Origin of the sequence: Aciduliprofundum boonei T469, from assembly GCF_000025665.1 — an archaeon.
In the GTDB taxonomy this organism is placed as follows: Archaea; Thermoplasmatota; Thermoplasmata; order Thermoplasmatales; family Aciduliprofundaceae; genus Aciduliprofundum; species Aciduliprofundum boonei.
The window spans coordinates 1,313,759-1,332,446 of the sequence record NC_013926.1 but is presented as its reverse complement, the minus strand read 5'-3'; the positions used below and the strand labels follow the sequence as shown (position 1 = coordinate 1,332,446).

Annotated in this window: 19 protein-coding genes and 1 tRNA gene; 13 read left to right on the top strand and 7 right to left on the bottom strand. The window is 38.7% G+C overall.

What is annotated here, in order from left to right; genetic code table 11:
* Positions 1-14: 14 nt before the first annotated feature.
* A complete protein-coding gene (locus tag ABOO_RS07015) occupies positions 15-1,160 on the top strand; it encodes an MFS transporter (RefSeq protein WP_008084141.1) in 1,146 nt (381 codons plus the stop codon).
* Between the two features lie 351 nt (positions 1,161-1,511).
* Here the strand turns inward: ABOO_RS07015 and ABOO_RS07010 are convergent.
* A tRNA-Gly gene (locus tag ABOO_RS07010) sits at positions 1,512-1,584 on the bottom strand.
* A 95-nt stretch (positions 1,585-1,679) separates the two neighbouring features.
* Between ABOO_RS07010 and ABOO_RS07005 the strand changes: the two genes are divergently transcribed.
* From ABOO_RS07005 to ABOO_RS06990, 5 genes are read left to right on the top strand one after another with little or no spacing between them, the layout of a single operon-like run.
* A complete protein-coding gene (locus ABOO_RS07005) occupies positions 1,680-1,907 on the top strand; it encodes an LSM domain-containing protein (protein WP_008082783.1) in 228 nt (75 codons plus the stop codon).
* Positions 1,908-1,918: 11 nt separating this feature from the next.
* Positions 1,919-2,086, top strand: coding sequence for a 50S ribosomal protein L37e (locus ABOO_RS07925; RefSeq protein ID WP_012997413.1), 168 nt, complete (start codon positions 1,919-1,921; stop codon positions 2,084-2,086).
* The gene (gene purF / locus ABOO_RS07000) at positions 2,031-3,470 is read left to right on the top strand and encodes an amidophosphoribosyltransferase (RefSeq protein ID WP_008084127.1); all 1,440 of its coding nucleotides are present in this window, start codon (positions 2,031-2,033) and stop codon (positions 3,468-3,470) included. Before ABOO_RS07925 ends, purF begins: the two co-directional genes overlap by 56 nt.
* Positions 3,471-3,507: 37 nt before the next feature.
* On the top strand, positions 3,508-3,756 hold the full coding sequence (locus ABOO_RS06995; protein WP_012997412.1) for a hypothetical protein: 249 nt from the start codon (positions 3,508-3,510) through the stop codon (positions 3,754-3,756).
* Positions 3,753-5,147, top strand: a complete 1,395-nt coding sequence (locus ABOO_RS06990) for a hypothetical protein (protein ID WP_012997411.1) — start codon at positions 3,753-3,755, stop codon at positions 5,145-5,147. The genes ABOO_RS06995 and ABOO_RS06990 overlap by 4 nt, the downstream gene beginning before the upstream one ends.
* Here the strand turns inward: ABOO_RS06990 and ABOO_RS06985 are convergent, their stop codons facing one another.
* The 3 genes from ABOO_RS06985 to ABOO_RS06975 are packed head-to-tail and all read right to left on the bottom strand — an operon-like array spanning position 5,148 to position 8,171.
* Positions 5,148-5,441 (bottom strand): DUF357 domain-containing protein, encoded by a 294-nt coding sequence (locus ABOO_RS06985; protein WP_012997410.1) that lies wholly within the window; start codon positions 5,439-5,441, stop codon positions 5,148-5,150.
* Positions 5,442-5,475: 34 nt separating this feature from the next.
* Complete coding sequence (locus ABOO_RS06980) at positions 5,476-6,966, bottom strand: ATP-binding protein (RefSeq protein ID WP_008083983.1); 1,491 nt, start codon at positions 6,964-6,966, stop codon at positions 5,476-5,478.
* Positions 6,967-6,986: 20 nt separating this feature from the next.
* Positions 6,987-8,171: a proteasome-activating nucleotidase gene (locus ABOO_RS06975; protein ID WP_008083998.1), complete on the bottom strand. Its 1,185-nt coding sequence runs from the start codon at positions 8,169-8,171 to the stop codon at positions 6,987-6,989.
* Between the two features lie 91 nt (positions 8,172-8,262).
* On the opposite strand from ABOO_RS06975, the gene ABOO_RS06970 reads away from it, so the two are divergent.
* Complete coding sequence (locus ABOO_RS06970; protein ID WP_008083185.1) at positions 8,263-8,544, top strand: DNA-directed RNA polymerase subunit L; 282 nt, start codon at positions 8,263-8,265, stop codon at positions 8,542-8,544.
* Here ABOO_RS06970 and ABOO_RS06965 read toward each other — a convergent pair.
* Together ABOO_RS06965 and smc are read right to left on the bottom strand one after the other, a co-directional pair.
* Entirely contained in the window at positions 8,537-9,394 is an 858-nt protein-coding gene (locus ABOO_RS06965; protein WP_008084103.1) for a segregation/condensation protein A, read from the bottom strand. The two genes, ABOO_RS06970 and ABOO_RS06965, sit on opposite strands and share 8 nt — an antisense overlap.
* The gene (gene smc / locus ABOO_RS06960; protein WP_008084049.1) at positions 9,384-12,920 is read right to left on the bottom strand and encodes a chromosome segregation protein SMC; all 3,537 of its coding nucleotides are present in this window, start codon (positions 12,918-12,920) and stop codon (positions 9,384-9,386) included. Before smc ends, ABOO_RS06965 begins: the two co-directional genes overlap by 11 nt.
* Positions 12,921-13,268: 348 nt before the next feature.
* Here smc and ABOO_RS06955 point away from each other — a divergent pair, with 348 nt between their 5' ends.
* From ABOO_RS06955 to ABOO_RS06925, 6 genes are all read left to right on the top strand, one after another.
* Positions 13,269-14,030, top strand: a complete 762-nt coding sequence (locus ABOO_RS06955; RefSeq protein ID WP_148221988.1) for a hypothetical protein — start codon at positions 13,269-13,271, stop codon at positions 14,028-14,030.
* Entirely contained in the window at positions 14,027-14,341 is a 315-nt protein-coding gene (locus ABOO_RS06950; RefSeq protein ID WP_008084116.1) for a DUF429 domain-containing protein, read from the top strand. The genes ABOO_RS06955 and ABOO_RS06950 overlap by 4 nt, the downstream gene beginning before the upstream one ends.
* 21 nt (positions 14,342-14,362) lie before the next feature.
* On the top strand, positions 14,363-15,211 hold the full coding sequence (locus tag ABOO_RS06945) for a transposase (protein WP_008084114.1): 849 nt from the start codon (positions 14,363-14,365) through the stop codon (positions 15,209-15,211).
* Positions 15,212-15,541: 330 nt separating this feature from the next.
* Positions 15,542-15,997 carry a 30S ribosomal protein S15 gene (locus ABOO_RS06935; protein WP_008083238.1) on the top strand — a complete coding sequence of 152 codons (456 nt, stop codon included), beginning with the start codon at positions 15,542-15,544 and terminating at the stop codon, positions 15,995-15,997.
* Positions 15,997-17,259, top strand: a complete 1,263-nt coding sequence (locus ABOO_RS06930; RefSeq protein ID WP_012997407.1) for a single-stranded-DNA-specific exonuclease RecJ — start codon at positions 15,997-15,999, stop codon at positions 17,257-17,259. Before ABOO_RS06935 ends, ABOO_RS06930 begins: the two co-directional genes overlap by 1 nt.
* A 14-nt stretch (positions 17,260-17,273) precedes the next feature.
* Entirely contained in the window at positions 17,274-18,038 is a 765-nt protein-coding gene (locus ABOO_RS06925) for a 4-phosphopantoate--beta-alanine ligase (protein WP_008084144.1), read from the top strand.
* Here ABOO_RS06925 and ABOO_RS06920 read toward each other — a convergent pair.
* Positions 18,011-18,661 carry a zinc ribbon domain-containing protein gene (locus ABOO_RS06920; protein ID WP_008082784.1) on the bottom strand — a complete coding sequence of 217 codons (651 nt, stop codon included), beginning with the start codon at positions 18,659-18,661 and terminating at the stop codon, positions 18,011-18,013. The two genes, ABOO_RS06925 and ABOO_RS06920, sit on opposite strands and share 28 nt — an antisense overlap.
* Between the last annotated feature and the right edge of the window lie 27 nt (positions 18,662-18,688).

The following is an 18,688-nucleotide window of genomic DNA, read 5'->3' as shown; positions in this document are numbered from 1 at the left end:
ACATATACAATTAAATGGAGAAGTGGAAGATTTACTCTTCAATATTGATAATTCCGATATTTGGGGGTATGGCTTCACAACTACTTCGTGTTGTTCTGGCATTTACGCTAAGGGGTCTCGGATTAACTGTTCTAGAAATAACTATTCTATCTTCAACATTTATGTTGGCTAGAGGGTTAAGTGCTCCATTAATAGGCAACTTCGCAGATAAGGGGTGGAGTAGGATTTTTATAATGATTTTAGGATTTCTAGGACTTGCCATAGATTCTTTTCTCTATTTAGTAATACCCTATCCCTGGATGATAGGATTAAGAGCTCTTGATGGTGTATATGGGGCCATGGCGTGGACCACTATGCAAGCTGTAGTGCATCTTGCCTCACCAGTGAAATTCAGGGGAAGACTGATGAGTTCATATTTTATGATGGGTGGATTTGGAGGGGCTGTGGGCTATATTCTTTACAATTACTTTTTAGGGAATGTATATCATGCCTTAATAACTGTGGCAACATTTTATATTCTAGCCATACTTCTTCTTGTTCCATTACGGGACATAAAAGAAAAAAAGGGTGTTATAGAAAAGGCAACAAAAGAGAATGAGGTGAAATTTGGTTTTTCTTTATACTCTCTCAACTTCTTCTATGGTATGTTTTTCTCTCTTGGGGCAGAAGTCCTATGGTTCTATTTATCCGAGACCATGGCTCTTGGAAAATACAACACCACATTTTCACTTTTTATATTCAGTGTGATTGCCATCTTTGGAACATTCCTTATGGGGCATATCTCAGACAAAAAAGGATATAACTATGCTCTTAAACTTCTAGGCACTTTATCCCTAATTTCTGGATTAGCCATTATGTCAAATTCTCTTGCCATTGTTCTCTCAGGAACTTTGATTTTTTACATAACTGGCAGGGGATTTATGCCCATAGCAAGAAGCTTCGCCGCTTCAAAAACTCAAAGTTTGGGGAAATCGTTAGGATTTGTAAATATGAGCTCAAATATGGGCTCTGTAGTCGCTCCATTGATTGGTGGAGCACTGTATGATGCTTTGCACTCATACCACCTTCTCTTTTTCAATATGGGAGCTATGATATTTTTTGTTATGGGCGTGCTGATATTTGTCAACACTTACATAATGACAATGAAGAAGAATAATTAAAAATGAATAATTTCTATTTAAAGCCCTTCAGCTCACCAGCGAGTTCCTTACGAAGGGGCACCTATGGTTCCCCTTTCTAAACCCCTCCCTTTCACAAATGAGTATGGCACCTGCGGCTAAGTCTTCTTGCAGAAGGTAAGCTCGTAACCAAATTGTTGCTCGTTCCCTTTCTATACCCCTCAATTTAGTGAATTGATATTGCGTCCCAACAATGGCATCTTTACAAAATGACTTATTTCTTTCGAGGTGAAGCCCCTTTTATTTCTTTGGGGGGTAAATGAGCATCGTGAGATGCGAACACGCCCCGCTACGCAGGGCAGTGGCACCTTTCTTCTTAAGAAAGGGGCTTAGTGCAGGCGCCGGGATTTGAACCCGGGCTAAGGGCTTGGAAGGCCCTTGTGCTGCCAGACTACACTACGCCTGCTTAGAATCGGAAATAATGAGGGGATATATAAATTTGGCGATGTTGCTAAGCCAAAATTTAAATAGGGGAAGTAAATAAAGGGCTTAGTGGTAAATATGGTGGAACAGTTAAAACCTCTGCATGTTCTCCACGAGAGCTTAAATAAACCGGTATTGGTAGCTATGAAGGGAAACAAAGAGTACAGGGGAGTCTTAGATGGCTATGATCAGCATCTTAATTTAGTGCTTAAAAATGTGGAGGAAATAATAAATGGAGAATCAAAAGGCGTGCATAATGTGGTAATAGTTAGAGGAGATAATGTAATTTACATATCCCCGCCATGAGGTGATTTAAGATGACAAAAGGTACAACTTCAAAAGGTAAAAGAAACAGGAAGCCGACCCATATAGTTTGTAGAAGATGCGGTCATAAGACATATAATATTCATACGAAGAGGTGCTCTCACTGTGGTTATCCCGCTCCAAGAATGCGCTCATACTCATGGGCAAAGAAAAAGAAATGAGTATTGCGGGATAGCTGGTTTCTCTTCCATCTACGATGTTTCTCATCTTTTGTATTTCTCTTTAAGGGCTTTGCAGCATCGTGGTCAAGAAAGTGCAGGCATTGCCATATACTCTAAAGAGGATGTTTCTCTCTATAAGGGAATGGGTCTGGTTCACGAAGTTTTTAATTCTACGATTTTAGAGTCTTTGAAAGGAAATGTTGGAATTGGCCATGTGAGGTATTCTACCACTGGCAGCTCTTCAATAGAAAACGCACAGCCAATAAGGATATACACAAAAGAGCATAAAATAGCAGTGGCACATAATGGTGAGATAGTTAATGTTGGAGAGTTGAAGGATTTTCTGAATGAGATAGGTGCAGCCTTCATAACCAAGGCAGATAGTGAGGTAATAGCTAGGGTTTTGGCATATGAGTTGAGTAAGCATGATGTTGTAGAATCCCTAAAAAATATGGTTAGAAGGTTGAGAGGCTCTTTCTCTCTTGCAATCCTAATAGATAATCGCTTATTTGCAATAAGAGACCCCCTTGGAATCAGGCCCTTGGTATTGGGGAAAATAGATGGTGGATATGGATTGGCCTCTGAGAGTACAGCTTTCCATTCAATAGGTGGAAAATTTATAAGGGATGTTGAGCCGGGAGAGATTGTAGAGATAACTCATAAAGGGTTTATAACTCATCACATTTTCAAGAAGAAACACAAAGCACATTGCATGTTTGAATATGTTTACTTTGCGAGGGCAGATAGTGTGATCGATGGAAGGTGTGTTTACGATGTGCGCAGGGAGATTGGACGAATATTGGCAGAAGAGCATCCTGTTCAGGCAGATTTTGTAGTGCCAGTTCCAGATTCGGGTAGAGCTCATGCAATAGGTTACTCTGAAAGAAGTGGAATACCATATGCAGAGGGGTTGATGAAAAACAGGTATGTTGAGAGGACATTCATTTTGCCTTCTCAGGAAACAAGGGTTATGGAGATAAATATGAAGTTAAGCCCTGTGAAGTCCGTGATAAAAGGAAAGAAAATTGTGCTTGTAGATGATAGCATTGTTAGGGGAAATACCATGAGAAAAATAGTAAAAATGTTAAAAGAAGCAGGTGCAGAAGAAGTGCATGTGCGCGTTGGCTCACCACCAATAATAGCACCATGCTATCTTGGAATAGATATGAAAACAAGAGACCAATTCATAGCAGCGGAAAAAAGCGTCGAAGAAATAAGAGAGATTATAGGAGCAGATTCCCTTGGATATATAAGCATAGAAGGATTGGTGAAGGCAATAGGGTTGCCCTATGGGGATTTGTGCTTGGGATGTTTAACAGGTAAATATCCTGTGCAGATAAAGGGAGAAAAAATAAGATTTCAATCAGATTTGGAAGAGTTTTAACCACAATTTATATTATTGGGTAGAGCATGCAAGAGATGTGAAAAAGATAAGAAAGTTAAATATGAGGAAGGACTATGAATTCAGATATATGTTAGGTCAGCTTTTAAAAGAGCTGCCAGAAGGGATTCAAGGTTCTTTAAAGGGAACAATATATGCCAAGGCCTCAAATTACGGAATCAGAGAAGCAAGAGATTACATATTGAAGAAGAGAGATGAGGGTGTAATAAACGAGAGTCTTGCAAAGAGGCTTATAGATTTGCTTTATAAGTATAGTGTTTACAGATGATGGAGGATTATTTTTATCCTCAAAGGTTACCCGAAAAACTGAAATTGAGATTCTTGAAAAACACACTAAAGATAGGAGAATTTGCAGATTTCGAAGGATTTATTGTCAAACTTCAAAATAGTGGGATAATAAGAAAAGCCCTATGGACTAAAATTGCGCCTATAATTGGAGATTTTGAAGTAAAAGGCATAACACCCTTTCCAGAAAATGGCTTTCCAATTATGCCCATTATCGTGCCTAAATGGGTGAGATTGAAGGGTTGCTGCGGAATTGTAAGGGGGAAGATATACGATTTATCTCAATTTTCGAATATGAAAGGAAGGTTCTTGCTAGTGGAAAATTTTGAAATAGCGAAAATAGAGGATTATCTGGTTATGGAGAAATCTGGTTTAGATGGAGGAAGGATTTACAATCTATTTGATTCTGCATTTCCAGAAACTTCGAGGGATGTGATGCTTTCCTTCTTCATTTCCTCAGGGATATATGAAAGCAGGATTGGAGGTTGCACAGTTACTTTATTGGACTCTCTTTCCAAATATTATACTTCCAATTTCAAAGATGTGAGGATTTTGATGAGTTTGCTTCCTTCGATTCTCACCAGAAATTCTACAAAGGTTGAGGTGGTATATGATGAACCGATTGAGATCAGAGTTTTACACCCATTGAAGATTAAATATACTCATCTGAATTTAAATAATGCGCTGAGGTTCTACCCCACTAGAAGGGGCAAAGAATGGGAAAAGAGTGCAATAACAGAATCTACAATAAAAATTGAAAATTTAATTGGCTCTGCCGAGATTCCATTTATACCCTACGCTGAAGAGATGAAATTTGATGTTGAAGATTTAAAAGAATATGCTGTGGATATTTTATCTTTCGTTGTGAAAAAGCATTTGGAGGCTCCGGAGATTGATACAAACAGGATGGAAAGGGCAAAGGAAAAATTGATTTTAAAGATAGAAAAAGAATTCCCGCTGCTAACAGAGGCAATGAAAGTTGGAATTGTTATGGATATAGCCGATGTAAATGGTTTTGGAGAGCATACTGTTAGATTGATTGATTCTTGGAGGAGATTAGGAATGCAGGATGCAGAGGAAAAAATAATGGGATTGTATGATACACTCTTTGAAAGAATTGAAGATGTGCTCCAAGATAGATTGCGGAGAGAGCTATCTTCCTTGGATGAGAGAAGAAGAATTGAGAGAGTAATAAATAGAGTGCTTTGGGAACTTAATATTTTGAAGCCAGAGGGCTGGAGTTTCTTTTATTTCGAGAAAAAGTTGGGTGAAAGGGGGGTGGAAAATGCTGAAAAAATTCTAAAAGAATTATTGCAGAAAGGTCTGGTTATTGAAAAGAGAAAGAACTTGTTTTTGGCAGTTGCAAGATTATAATCATTTTGCAAGAGTGAATAACTCATGATTTTCTCCCACATCGAATATTCCTAGCCTTGCTCCAGCGTCTAACCATCCATGAGCATAATAAATTGAGCCAAGTGCTCGGATATAATCTCCTTTGCTGCGAAAGTACTTTGCATCCTCTATATACGCCTTAGCCATATTCAAAAAGTCCTTTGCAATTGGATAAAAGTGTGAGCTTTGAGGCACTGAGATTTTTACAATATTATATGCTCTCTCTGTTACCTCAAAATAATGGTCCAATATCTCATCGCTTACCACATTATTCATAGAGCAGGTATATTTAGAAAATTTAAAAATATTATCACACAACCTTTACGCTCTCACCACCATGCTTTGTTTCTCGAGGCCTTATTTCCACAAAGAGAGGCATGGGTATATTTCCCCCAGTGACAAGGGCTACGCCTACAGGCAATCTTTGAATCTCTTCTAAAGAGCCCTTTGTGAGACCTTCAACTGAATTGCCAATTGCTCTCAAATCGTTGGGATTTGTAACTCGTAGTATTATCTGGGTGTTGCACTGGGAGAGTATATTTTTATCAACCTTTGCAGGTCTTTGAGATATAATGCATAGTCCAAGCCCAAATTTTCTTCCTTCAGATGCTATTGTACGCAGAATTTTCGTGGATGATGATGTCCCCTGCTGGGGTGCATAGTTATGTGCTTCCTCCACAACGAGCATTAAAGGTGGAATCTTATTTCTCTTCCTCAACTCAAATAGGGCCATTGAAAGACGCTGTACCACGAGCTCTTGTATGTCTGGAGGCACACCTCTGAGATTTATTATGGACAATTTTCCACGCTGCACAATTTCGTTGATTTTCGTACCTCTTTTATCAAATATTCCCATTTCGTCCAGATATTCAAGCTGAGAAAGAAGAGGTTGAAGGGCATTGTTTTCCTCACTTTCTAGAACTCTCATAACATCTTTTATAGTATAGTATTGCCTAGAGGTTTTAAGCAAATCCATGGCTTTTCGGAGAGGTATGAGGTATTGCCTAGCATCAAGGTTCATTAAATTTAAAAGCTCTCTTGAGGTCATTGAAGATAGTGTGAATTTTAAGGGCTTTCCTTTATTTAACTGTACATCTGGAGTGAAAACATTAATCTTGCCCTCATATCCCCTTGGCAGAACTCCAAACTCTTGATGCAATTTGGTCTTTTTACTTGGAGTTCTCAGCGAAATGTACTCACCATGGGGATCTATAACAACTGCAGTTACATTATGCTTTAAAAATTCTTCAAGAAGCACTCCTGTTAGATAGCTCTTTCCAGCTCCTGTTTTTGCTAAGATGCTAACATGCTTTTGGACCATTACATTTATATCCAGATAAATAGGAATTTTTCTGTAGCGATAGAGGCGCCCTATATAAGCACCTTTTTCCCTTATATCCTTTATGCCTATGACTTTCTTTATAAACTCCTCCTCAGCTTTGTAAACTATGCTTCCAACATTGAAAGGAGTGCGAGGAAATTGCAAGAGTCCACGCTCATCTCTATAACCTATAACAACAACCGTTGCAGCCACTATTTCTTTCACAGTAAAATCATCATCTTGCAATTTTATGGCCTTCTCTAAGGTTAAATTTGTTTTTCTCTTTATTTCATCAACCTTGCCTAAAACCCAGCCAAATCTTTCGTGATATACTTGAACATAATCTCCCTGCTCTAAATTTCCTATAACATTGCAGGTAAACTGCGTTGTACCTACATCCCCGTAAATCACTCCAACTTTTTTAAGGGAAGCGCTATCCATATATCCCTCTCCAAGATGCTTAACTTCAACTTCTGACATATTTTAACCCTTCTGGCTTGTTATGCAAACATCTCTCCAGGTATCTCCTTCCTGAGATCGTCAGCATGCAAGAATTTCCTTATGGCATTTTCAAAATCTTCCTGAGTTACATAATCTCTCTCGTCCCTTATGGCGAACATTCCCGCTTCCATACATATGACTTTCAGATCCGCTCCGCTAAAACCGTCAGTTTTCTTTGCAATTTTTTCAAGGTTCACATCTTTTAAATTCATTCTCCTCGTGTGAATCTTTAGAATTTCGATTCTAGCATCGTAATCAGGATATGGTACTTGAATTATCCTATCAAATCTCCCGGGCCTAAGCAATGCTTCATCAAGTATGTCGGGGCGATTCGTAGCTGCTATAATCTTTACATTATCCAAAGGCTCAAAACCATCTAATTCTGCAAGAAGTTGCATAAGGGTACGCTGTACTTCTCTATCTCCACTTGTAGCCATATCAAGACGGCGGGCACCTATGGCATCTATCTCGTCAATGAAAACTATGCTTGGTGCTTTTTTTCTTGCTAAGTCAAATAATTCCCGCACGAGTTTGGCACCTTCCCCTATGTATTTCCTAACGAGCTCGCTTCCAACGGTGCGAATAAATGTGGCGTGAGTGTGGTGAGCAACGGCCTTTGCTAAAAGGGTCTTACCTGTACCTGGGGGACCTGCAAGTAAAACCCCCTTAGGTGGCTCAATACCAACCTTCTTGTACAATTCTGGCTTTAAAAGAGGTAGCTCAACGGCTTCTCTTATCTCTCTAATCTGCTTTTTCAAACCTCCTATATCATCGTAAGTGACCCTTGGTTTTTCTATTATCTCAGCTGCAGTTATGGCTGGATCGTATGATTCTGGAATCATATGCACTATTGCAAATGTTTGCTTATTTAACGCCACTTTTGCCCCGGGCTTAATTTTCTCCTTGGGTACATAGGATGAAGCATTGACTATAAATGTTGGGCCTGCACTACTTCGTACAACGATTCTATTATCATCAATTATGTCTTCGATTGTCCCAACAAGTAATGGTGGGGATTTCATTCTGTTTATTTCCTTGCGTAAACGCTCAATATCCCCCTGCAATCTTCTCAGTTCAGATTCTAAATACCTCTTTTCATCTTCCAATATCCTAATCTGCCTCAACAACTCATCACGATCATAATCGTAATCTATCACATCGCTGTCAATAAGGTCCTTTGCCATATTTACACCGTTTCCATATTGCCTTTTTTGTATTTTAAACTTATGAAAGTATATCGGAATAATTAAATAATAGGGAAATTTAACCCAGTTTATGAAGGAGATGGAGTTCAAGATCATTTCGAAGGAGAAGAATGAGATGATTTTAGAGGTCATTAATGCGGATAGAACTTTACTCATTCCACTCGTGGAAGAATTAAATAAAGATGAAATGGTTGAGCAGGCCATTTACCATTATGACCATCCTTATCTTGAAAACCCTACTTTGAAGATAAGAGTGAAGAGCGGTAAGCCGCAGGCAGCCATAAAGAGAGCAGCGAAAAGATTGGAAAAGGTATTTGAAGAAATGGAAAAAGAGTTTGAAAAAGCTAAATAGATTCTATTCTTATCTCTGGTGGGTTCATAAACTCTATGTTTCTAAGCTCCTGGGGCACCAATATTCTTATGTTTATCTCACCATAAGGCACATATTGCTGCAATTCTACCTTTTTGAATCTCTCTAAAAATAAGAGAGACAAGAAAACTTTTATGAAATCTTCCCTAGTTCCATCGTAAAGAAGGGATAATGGTATCTCATCTCCATTTACATCGCTCAAGCGGGACCATACTTCCTTTATTTCTTCCTCCAAATCTTCCCTATGCACCTTCTCATCTAAATTGAATTTGAATTTCTCTCTTATCTTCCTCTGCTTCTTCTTCATCTCCACTTCTCTTCTCGCTTCATTTATTGCCTGGAGAAGTTCCATTAAGCTTACAGGTCTCTCTTCCTCTCTTCTAACAGGTTCTTTTATCTCAATATCTGGCTCCACATCTATGATTTCTTCTTCGTAGGGTTCGAATGGAGATATGTCTATATCAAAGAAATCTGAATCCACATAGTAGACCTCTCTCTCCACCTCGTCAAGCACATCCTCGCTCTTTCTCATAAGTATGTTCCAAGCCATATGTATTATCTTGCCCGCAATTATGAAATCTATATCTTTCTCCTTCTTTACCCTCTCCATATAGAGTTTTGTGAATTTTATCAAATCAATCTTCCAAGGGTCAAGCTTCTCATCCATAACTAATTCAAAAACTATTGCTATTGCCTTATCTACAGGGTTTTTTGCAGTTATGTGTATCCCATCCTCTAAACTCTGCGCCATGTGTATGTAATAATCCACATCAATGTCCTCATCCAAGAGTGCTTTGTAGTACATAAGATGCTCAGTTATCTCATGCTGCACCCTCACTCACCCCCGGAATGTTCTGTGAGAATACCCTTGATAAACCATCACCCTGCTGTGTTACGCCAATCACATAATCGGCGAATTTCAAAGTTGCTTTTCTGAGCGAGATGACTATGAACTGAGCTGTCCTAGAATTTCTCTTTATTATCCTGCCAACCATCTCTGCATTCATTCCATCTAAGAACATGTCAACTTCATCAAGTACATAGAACGGAGATGGATCGTATTGCTGTATGGCAAATATGAATGCTAAGGCCGTTAAACTCTTCTCACCCCCACTTAGAGATTCCAACCTCACGAATTTCTTGCCAACTGGCTTGACTTTTATTATAAGTCCTCCTTTGAACGGATTTTCTGGATTTTCAAGCAAAATCTCGGCCTCACCGCCATTGCTTATCTCCTTGTATATTTTCTTGAAATTCTCGTTTATGGCGTTGTAAACCTTCATCAACCCATCCTTCTTCTTTCCGTTCAATTCCCTAACAAGTTCTAGTAGATTTTTCTTTTCCTTTTCCAAATTCTTATACTCTTCCTTCAATTTATCGTATCTTTCTTTCTCCTCATCGTACTCCTCTATGCTTCTCATATTGACGGGACCCATAGACATCATTTGTGCTTGCACATCATTTAATCTATTCTTTAACGAAGATATAGATTCGACATTCTTAACATCGATGCCGTAGCTCTCGTATTCTCTCTTTGCTTCTTCGTATTTTCCCTGCTCTTCATTGAGTTTTGCGATGATATGTATCTTTAAACTATCCTTTACTTTTATGTCTCCCTCTTTCTTGGATATCTCTTTCACGATCCTCTCCTTATTTTTAACAAGCTTGTCTCTCTCATCTACTAAGTCCTTTATCTTCTCTTCCTCTTTCCTCACTACTTCTTCAAGTTTCCTCCTCTCAAGATGTATATCTTCCATTACCTTTTCTGAATTTTCTATATCTTTTTCCATATTTTTAATCTCTTCCTTTGCGTTCTCAATATTTTTGGTTATTTCATCTTCCTTTTCTTTTAATCCATTTATCTCGCCTTCAACCTTAACTATATCCTTCTCAACATTTTGCAGATTACTTCTGAGAGAATCAACCATGTTGCGAAGCTCTTTTATCTCATTGGATAACTTTTCAGGAATGAGATTGTTCATTCTATTCCTGAGATTTGCATCTTCCTTTTCCATATCTTCAATCTTGGACTTTATCTTCTCAATCTCATTTCTTACGCTTTCTCTCAACTCTTCATAATTTCTTTTTTCCTTCTCTAATTCCTCAATCTGTTTCTTTATATCTTTTAATTTCTCCTGATTTTTCTTCTTCTCTTCGAGCCAGACTGAGAGTTGAGCAGAATTATCCTGAGTCTTTATGTTCCTTATCTCTTCAATGAGCCTATCCAACTCGTCCCTTATGGCATTTAATCTCATTTCAATATTTTCCCGCTCCTCTCTAGCTTCCCTCAATTTTCTACCGATCTCATCAAGGTTACCCATGCTCACCTTCTTCTTACGCTCAACAGAGCCGCCAACCATGGCTCCACTGGCCTCTATGAGCTGACCATCTAAAGTGACCAGGCGAACACCGCCCATGAGTTTTCTGGCATTGTCTAAAGTATCCACAATAACAGTGTCTCCGAAGACATACCAGAAGGCAGCCTCAAACTTGGGATCAAATTTTATTAAGTCCATGGCAAAACCTATGGCATGGGGATCTCTGGAAGCGAGAATTGCCTTTCCCCTCGGTCTTCCACGAAGCATCTTGTTTAATGGCAAGAATATGGCTCTGCCCAATTTATGTCTCTTTAAGAATTCTATGGCCTTGGCTGCAGATTCATCATCCTCACACACTATGCTCATCATTCTGTTTCCTGCAGCCACCTCTATGGCCAATGCGTATTTATCATCAACATTTCCAAGCTCGGAGATCGTTCCATATATGCCTCTCAACTCCCCCCTATCTCTAGCGGCTAAAACTGCCATAACTGCCCTGCTAAGGGCATCTTGACTGCTCTCCATCCTAGCTTTGATTTTCTCATACTCGATGCTTAATTCTTTAACTTCATTATCTTTCTTCTTTAATTCCTTGGACAATTTTGTTTCCTCGTTTCTAAGTTCATAGTACCTGCTTTCTAAAGCTTTCTTTTTCTTCTCTACATCCTTGTTCTCATTCTTAAACTGGGAAATTCTCCACTCTGCATCTTTTATGGCTGCTTCTATATCCTTCATACTCTCTTCCTTTGCAGCAATGTCTCCCTTAATTCTACTTATATTGCCCAAAACCTTGTTCTCCTCTTCAACTTTCGTGGCATACTCGTTCCTGAGCTTTTTGAGTTCTTCCTGAATTTCTAGTGCTCTCCTCTGCAACTCTCTAAATTTCTCGTTTGCACTCCCCAAATTTCTCTCTTTGTTCTCCAATTCCTTGGCTCTGTCTTCATACTCTTTTCTTATGGCATCTCTCCTCTCTTTTAGAGATCTAAGTTCTTCCTCCTTATCCTTTAACTCCTGCCTTATCTGAGAGAGCTGCTCGTTCCAATCTTTTATTCTCTCTTTGTACTCTTGAATTCTGTCTTCCTTGTTTTCCTTCTTCATCTTCTCTTCAGCATATTTTATCTTGAGCTCTTCAATTTTATTTTTCATCTCCACGATCTCTCCACTGCCCATGGAACGGATCTTGGCATCCACTTCTTCAATTTTCTTCTTTATCTCTTCTTCCTCGCTTCTCCTTTTTTCTATCTCTTCTCGAAGAGAATCTATGGCACTTTGGAGCTCTCTAAGTTGAGAATTGTAAGATTCAATGGAATTCTCCGCTTTTTTCATATTCAAATATGCTATTTTCGCCTTTATCTCCTTTAGCTCCTCCTCCAATTCCTTGTACTTGAGAGCGTCCATTCTATCCTTTTCTAGTTTTTCCATATTCCTCTTAATCTCATCAAGTCTTGCCTCGATTCTCCCCATGTTTTCCTCCGTTATCTTCTTCTTATCTTCAGCTTTCTTTATCTCATTATCGAATTTTGTTATGCCTGCAATATCATCCAATATTGTTCTGCGCTCAACAGGAGTCATCTCAACTATGCGAGTAACATCTCCCTGCTGCACAAAGTTGTAGCCATCTGCCTCAATCTTAGCATGAATGAGAATTGAATTAAAATCTTGCAACCTCGCCTGCTCATCATTTATGTAAAAATAGCTGTTGTAGCCAAGCTCGTTGTTTGCTCTCTTTATATATCTCGTAAGTTTTACTTCATCCTCATCCAAGGGTAATACTCGGTCTCTATTATCAAAAATCAAACTAACACGGCAATAATCCGCAGGTCTGCCATTCTTACCTCCGTTGTAAATTAAATCAGTTAATCTCTGAGCCCTTATCTTCTTTGAAGATTTTGGACCCAAAACGAAGAGAATTGCATCTGTTATATTGCTCTTTCCACTTCCATTTGGACCGCTAATTGCTGTAAACCCCTCTTTAAATTCTAATCTGGTCTTCCTTCCGAAAGATTTGAAATTTTCAAGCTCAATGGCTTTAAGATACATCCCATCACCTTCTGGCATACATTATGTCTGACATGATAATGTCACATGTCAGCACCATGACAGATAACATATTCATAGTATTTAAACCTTTCTTTTATTTGTTTTCCCCGAGAGCATTTATTTTTTGTAATTTTACACAAAAGCTTTAAATACTTTTATGTCATATTATTGTCTGACAATGGTCAGATGGTGATTAAAATGGGTAAATATCCTTATAGCTTTAGTGAAGCCGTAATATATTCGAGTGTTCTTCTCATTACTCTGTGGTGGATTCCTGTTCTCGGACCCATAATAATAGGCTACATTACGGGGAGGAAATCGGGGGGACCCTTAAAGGGCCTGTTTGCAATGGCGGTTCCAATTTTCCTTTATTTAATGCTTCTGCAAGCTATACAAGCAGGGTTGATACACATACCCCAAAATTTCAATTCTTACATCCATGGTACAATATTAACTGCCACGGCCGCACTTCCATTCGCAAATTATTTTGAAAACACGATCAATATGGCAACTAATATTGGAATGCATATAGAGAATTACCTTTACTATGCACCTCCCTCATTTTTTATCATGCTCTCCTTTGCCTTTATTGGAGGGGCTGTTAGCAGGCAAATAATACTTGAGAAGGGGATATATCCTGAGAGAAAAGAGAAGGTAAAGGAAGAGCCCAAAGAGGAGGAAGAAATAGTTTCAAGAAAAGCACCTGTGCCATACAACCCTTATCCTGAATATGCCCAGCAGCCGAATCCACAGATGTATGGATTACAAAATCAGCCATCTCCATACATGCAGCCGTATAACGCTTATCCAAGTCCTCAGATGCAGCAGGGATATTACGGGCAGCATACTCAGACACAAGCCCCCCAGGGTTATTATATGCAATCTATGCAACCACAGCACAAAGAAGATGCAATGGAAGGGTATCAAAGGGATGAGCCCATGCCCATACACCCGTCAAAGCCGAAGAGGAGGAGAACGAAGAGAAAGAAGATAAGGGAATTTAGAGATGAGGGAAATAGCAAATTTGTGGTACATCCAATGGATACAAAGAAGGAAATAGCGATAAAGAAAAAAAGAATAAATAATGAGCATTCAATAGCATTTCTATGATATTTGCAGGAATAGACCTTGCGGCTAGGGAGAAAAACATAACTGGAGTTGCAATTATTGAGGATAGAAGGATAGGAGTATATAGTCTTCACAGTGATGATGAAATTATTGGAAAAATTGTTGAGCATGAGCCAAGCATAATAGCAATAGATGCCCCGATGAGTTTGGAAGATAGAAGAGTGGACATTTACCTGCGAAAATATGGGGCTCTGAGCTTAAAGATTCCGGCTATGCAAGATCTCGCAAAGAGGGGAATGAGAATAAAAAGAATTTTGGAAAAGAGGGTGAGTTGCAACCCTAGAGAAAAATAAAATAGGGGATATAAATAAAGGATGAGCAGGAAATTTAATCTTTACAAAGTTGTGAAGATAGGGTTAAAAGCGCTAAAGAGAACTAAAATTCCACTTTACTGGAGCAGATTTTCAAGGAAGGACTACACTCTGCACCAGCACATCATGCTGATAGTGCTGGCGCAGTATGCAGGAAGCATAGAAAGAATGCTCCAGATTGTGCGAGAAATGAGAAAGATAAAGAGGGTAATGAGATTGAAGAAAATCCCACATAAAAGCACAATTTCAAGAGAGTTGAGAAGAATACCAGAACTATGGATTCGCATAGTACTTAGAGAGATAATAAGAGCCTTAGGAATACCCAGCAAATTTGCAGTGGATTCCACAGGTATTCAGATTTCTTACCGCTCATATTACTACACACAGCGAATCGGAGAAGTAGGAAAAATAAGAGAAGGTCTGAAATTGCATGCTGCTGTGGATATCGATACAAAGCTCATTACCAATGCAATAGTTACAAAATGGCACACTAACGATTCACCGTACCTCATTCCTCTTTTGGAGGAAGAGAGAGTAAAAGAAGTGTATGCAGATAAAGGCTATGATTCTCTACGTAACATACGATTTGTTCTGAATAAAGGAGGAACTCCATACATAGCAATCCGTAATAAAGCAAGAAGAGGATTGCGAAGGAGATTGTTAGAAAAGAGCAAATCTCCTGACTGGAAAAAGAAGTATTCGCAAGAAGGGGGCAGAGCCCCCTTTCTAAACCCCCAATCTGTGTTCCACTCATTCAAAAGAATTGTTGGCGATTACATATTCTCCCATTCTTTCTCTGTTGCTTCTAAACTCCTCCTATTTAAAGTTCTGGCTTATGATCTCTATGTCTAATCCTTCCTTATTTTTATTCTCCTTTTTTCATGTTTTTCGAGGAATTCAACTTACCCGGAAAAGAAATATAAAGTTATAGAAGTATTCCCCACTGCAACTGCTAAAATTCTTGGATTCTATGATAAGGACAAAAAGAATATGCTTTCTTATTTCAAAAATAGGTGGAGTGTAGAAGATGTGAGAAATGAGCACGAAGTGGATGCGATAATTTCTGCATACACTGCTTTGCTATATGCCAAAGGAGAATGCGTTGAGATGGATGGTGTTGTATTTCCAAGAGAAGAAAATCTTTAAGTATTTGATATTATTAGCCACTCAAAGGTGAAATTTATGGGCAGGATTCACGCTAGAAGAAAGGGAAAATCCGGATCACGAAGGCCTTTCAGGACCGAAAAACCTGAATGGGTTGAGATGGAAAAAGATGAGATTATAGAAAAAGTCAAATCCCTCAGTAGAGAGGGTTATTCTCAGGCGATGATTGGCACTATTTTGAGGGACGAGTATGGTGTACCAGATGTTAAATTAATGACTGGAAAGAGTATTGGTAAGATTCTTGAGGAGAGTGGTATGGCACCAAGCATACCCGATGATTTGATGGCTCTTATGAGAAAGGCCGTTAAGATAAACTCTCATCTTGCAAACCACCCAAAAGATTTAGGAAACAGAAGGGGCTTGCAGCTTGTAGAAGCGAAGATTCGCAGGCTTGTAAAGTACTACAAGAAAGTAGGAAAATTACCTTCTGACTGGAAATACAGCCTTAAAGAGGCTGAACTTCTGGTGAAGTGATGATAGTTGAGGAAAGATTAAAAAAAGCAAGAGAGCTCATCGATAAGGGTGATGATTTCAGGATTTTAACTCATTACGATGTAGATGGCATATGTGCAGGAGGCATAATTGCTCACTATTTACTGAAAAATGGAAAAAGATTCCATATCTCATTTTTTAGAAATGTTGATAAAGAGGAAATTTCAGACATTGTGAATGAGGAAGATTATGTCATAATGAGTGATATGGGCTCCTCATTGATAGATTCTCTGGAAGGGAATATTATCGTGCTAGATCATCATAAACCTCCGGGAGATAATGATAAAATTCTGCATATTAATCCACACTTAGATGGATACAACGGTGCGCATGATGCTTGCGGAAGCACATTGGCTTATATGCTAACAAGGGAGAAAGAAATGATTCCATTTTTCCTTGCAGGGGTTTTTGGAGATAAACAGCATATTGGTGGATTAACAGGGTTGAATAAAGAGCTTTTTGATGAACTCTCTCTAAAATTAAAGAAAGAGTTTGTGCTCCATGGAAATGTTGTAAATGCAATTCTTTACTCCACAGAGCCATTCTTCCCCGGGCTCTCAGGAAAACAGGATGATATTGAGAGAATGTTAAAGGACTTGAGCATATCTCCAACAAAAGATATTGAAAAACTAAGTGATGAGGAAAAAACGAAACTAATTTCAATGCTATCTTTAAATTTGATAAAAAACAGCAGGATTCCAGAAGCGGGGAGATTTGTGTTTGATTTTGATGTAGATTTAGGTACAAGTATAAGGTATCTAACTGAGCTTATTGACTCTTCTGCACGCACAGATAATCAAAGTGTAGCCCTAGCTTATATTCTGGGCGATGAGAGTGCCAAAGAGAGAATGGAAATTTTGAGAAGGGAATATAAGGGAAGGGTTATAGATGGCTTGTATAAGATGATGGAGAACTTGTTTGAGATGGAACATTTGCAGTACTTCTTTGCTGATGATTCCTATTTAAGCAGCTCCTTAGCCACTGTTGGCTCTCTATACCTCTTAAATCCAAGAAAAGCTACCCTTGGCATATTTGTTGATGACATGGTGCATATATCTGCAAGGGGCTCAAAATACTTAGTGCCAAAAGTGCATCTGGGAGATATAATGAGAGAGGCAGCTTCCAAATTTGGAGGCAATGGTGGGGGCCACGATATAGCTGCAGGTGCTACCATACCCAAGGGAACTGAGGAAGAGTTCTTAAAAGAAGTGGATATACTCATAGGAAAAAGTTTATCTCAATAGTGCATTAAACATCTATGATTCCAAAGAGTCATCCAAGGTACGAATCGCTTATGAAGAGAGAAAAGATAATTGAGGGTTTTAAAAAAGGTATAGTTGCCTATGCAGGTTTAATCGCGCATGGCAGAGGAGAGACCTTTGATTATTTAATTGGTGAGAGAAGTGAAGATTTTGCTTTAGAGGCAGAAGAGGCAGCGGTGGCCAAGATGCTATTGGCCAAAAATGCAGTTATCTCAGTTAATGGTAATGTGACCGCCTTGGCTGCCAAGGAGGTTATAGAACTGGCAGATTCTGTTGGGGCAAAGATAGAAGTTAATCTATTTTATAGAAGCGAAGATAGGATAAGAAAAATAGTTGAAGAATTCAAAACCTTAGGGAAGGATATATTGGGGGCGAATCCAGACGCAATAATACCAAATCTCGAGCATTCTAGAGCACTTTGCACAAAAGAAGGAATATATTCTGCAGATGTTGTGCTTGTACCATTGGAGGATGGGGACAGAACAAAAGCTTTGAGAGATATGGGGAAGTTTGTAATAACTATAGATTTAAATCCACTATCACGCACAGCACAAACTGCACATATAACCATAGTGGATGAGTTAACAAGAGCGGTTAAGAATATGATAAAGATGGCTCAAAATATGAATATAGATGAGGCTAGAAATATACTAAAGTGGTACGATAATCATGCAATACTTGCCAAGAGCTTAGAGCATATAAATAGAAGGTTGGAAAATTTATCAAGGCAACTTCAGAGTTCTTCAGGTTTGAAGACATAGCCGCAATTGTAGCACATTATTGCATCCTTTGAGTTGAGAGTTCCACACTGTGGACATTTTATAAACTCTTCTCCATCCACAACTACTACTTCGAACTCTTGTTTTTTCTCCTCTTTTTCTTCTTTCTTTTCTTTCACAGGAGTTTTCTCTTCTTTAACGGGTATCTCCCCGCTACTCAATGTTTGTATCACATTAAGCATCTTTTCCCTAAGATCTGCCAATCCTCCATAGAGGGTTGCAATTTCATTGAGTTTTTTCTTAATTTCTTCATTTGTTGTCTTTAAAGTGTTCTCATAATTCTTAAGCACAGTCTCCGCAGTGTTTATAGCTTCAAGCTTCTTTTCAAGCTCTTTATACTTTTCCTCATATTTTTTCTTCTCTTCTTCTAATTTTTTTGCATAGCCCTCTAACTCAGAACTTTTCTTATCCAAGAGCTTCTCTTTATCTGCAATTCTCTTTTCAGCCTCTTGAATTTTTGCCTCTCTCTCATCCAGAGCTTTTTCTCTCTCATCAAGTTTTCTGGCTCTCTCATTAACTTCTTTTTCTCTTTTTTGAATCTTAGCAAGGTAGTTCTGTACCTGCTCCCACAGGTTGAGACTACCGAGATCTTCATTCTCAGCCATATTGATACCTCCTTGGAGGATATTATA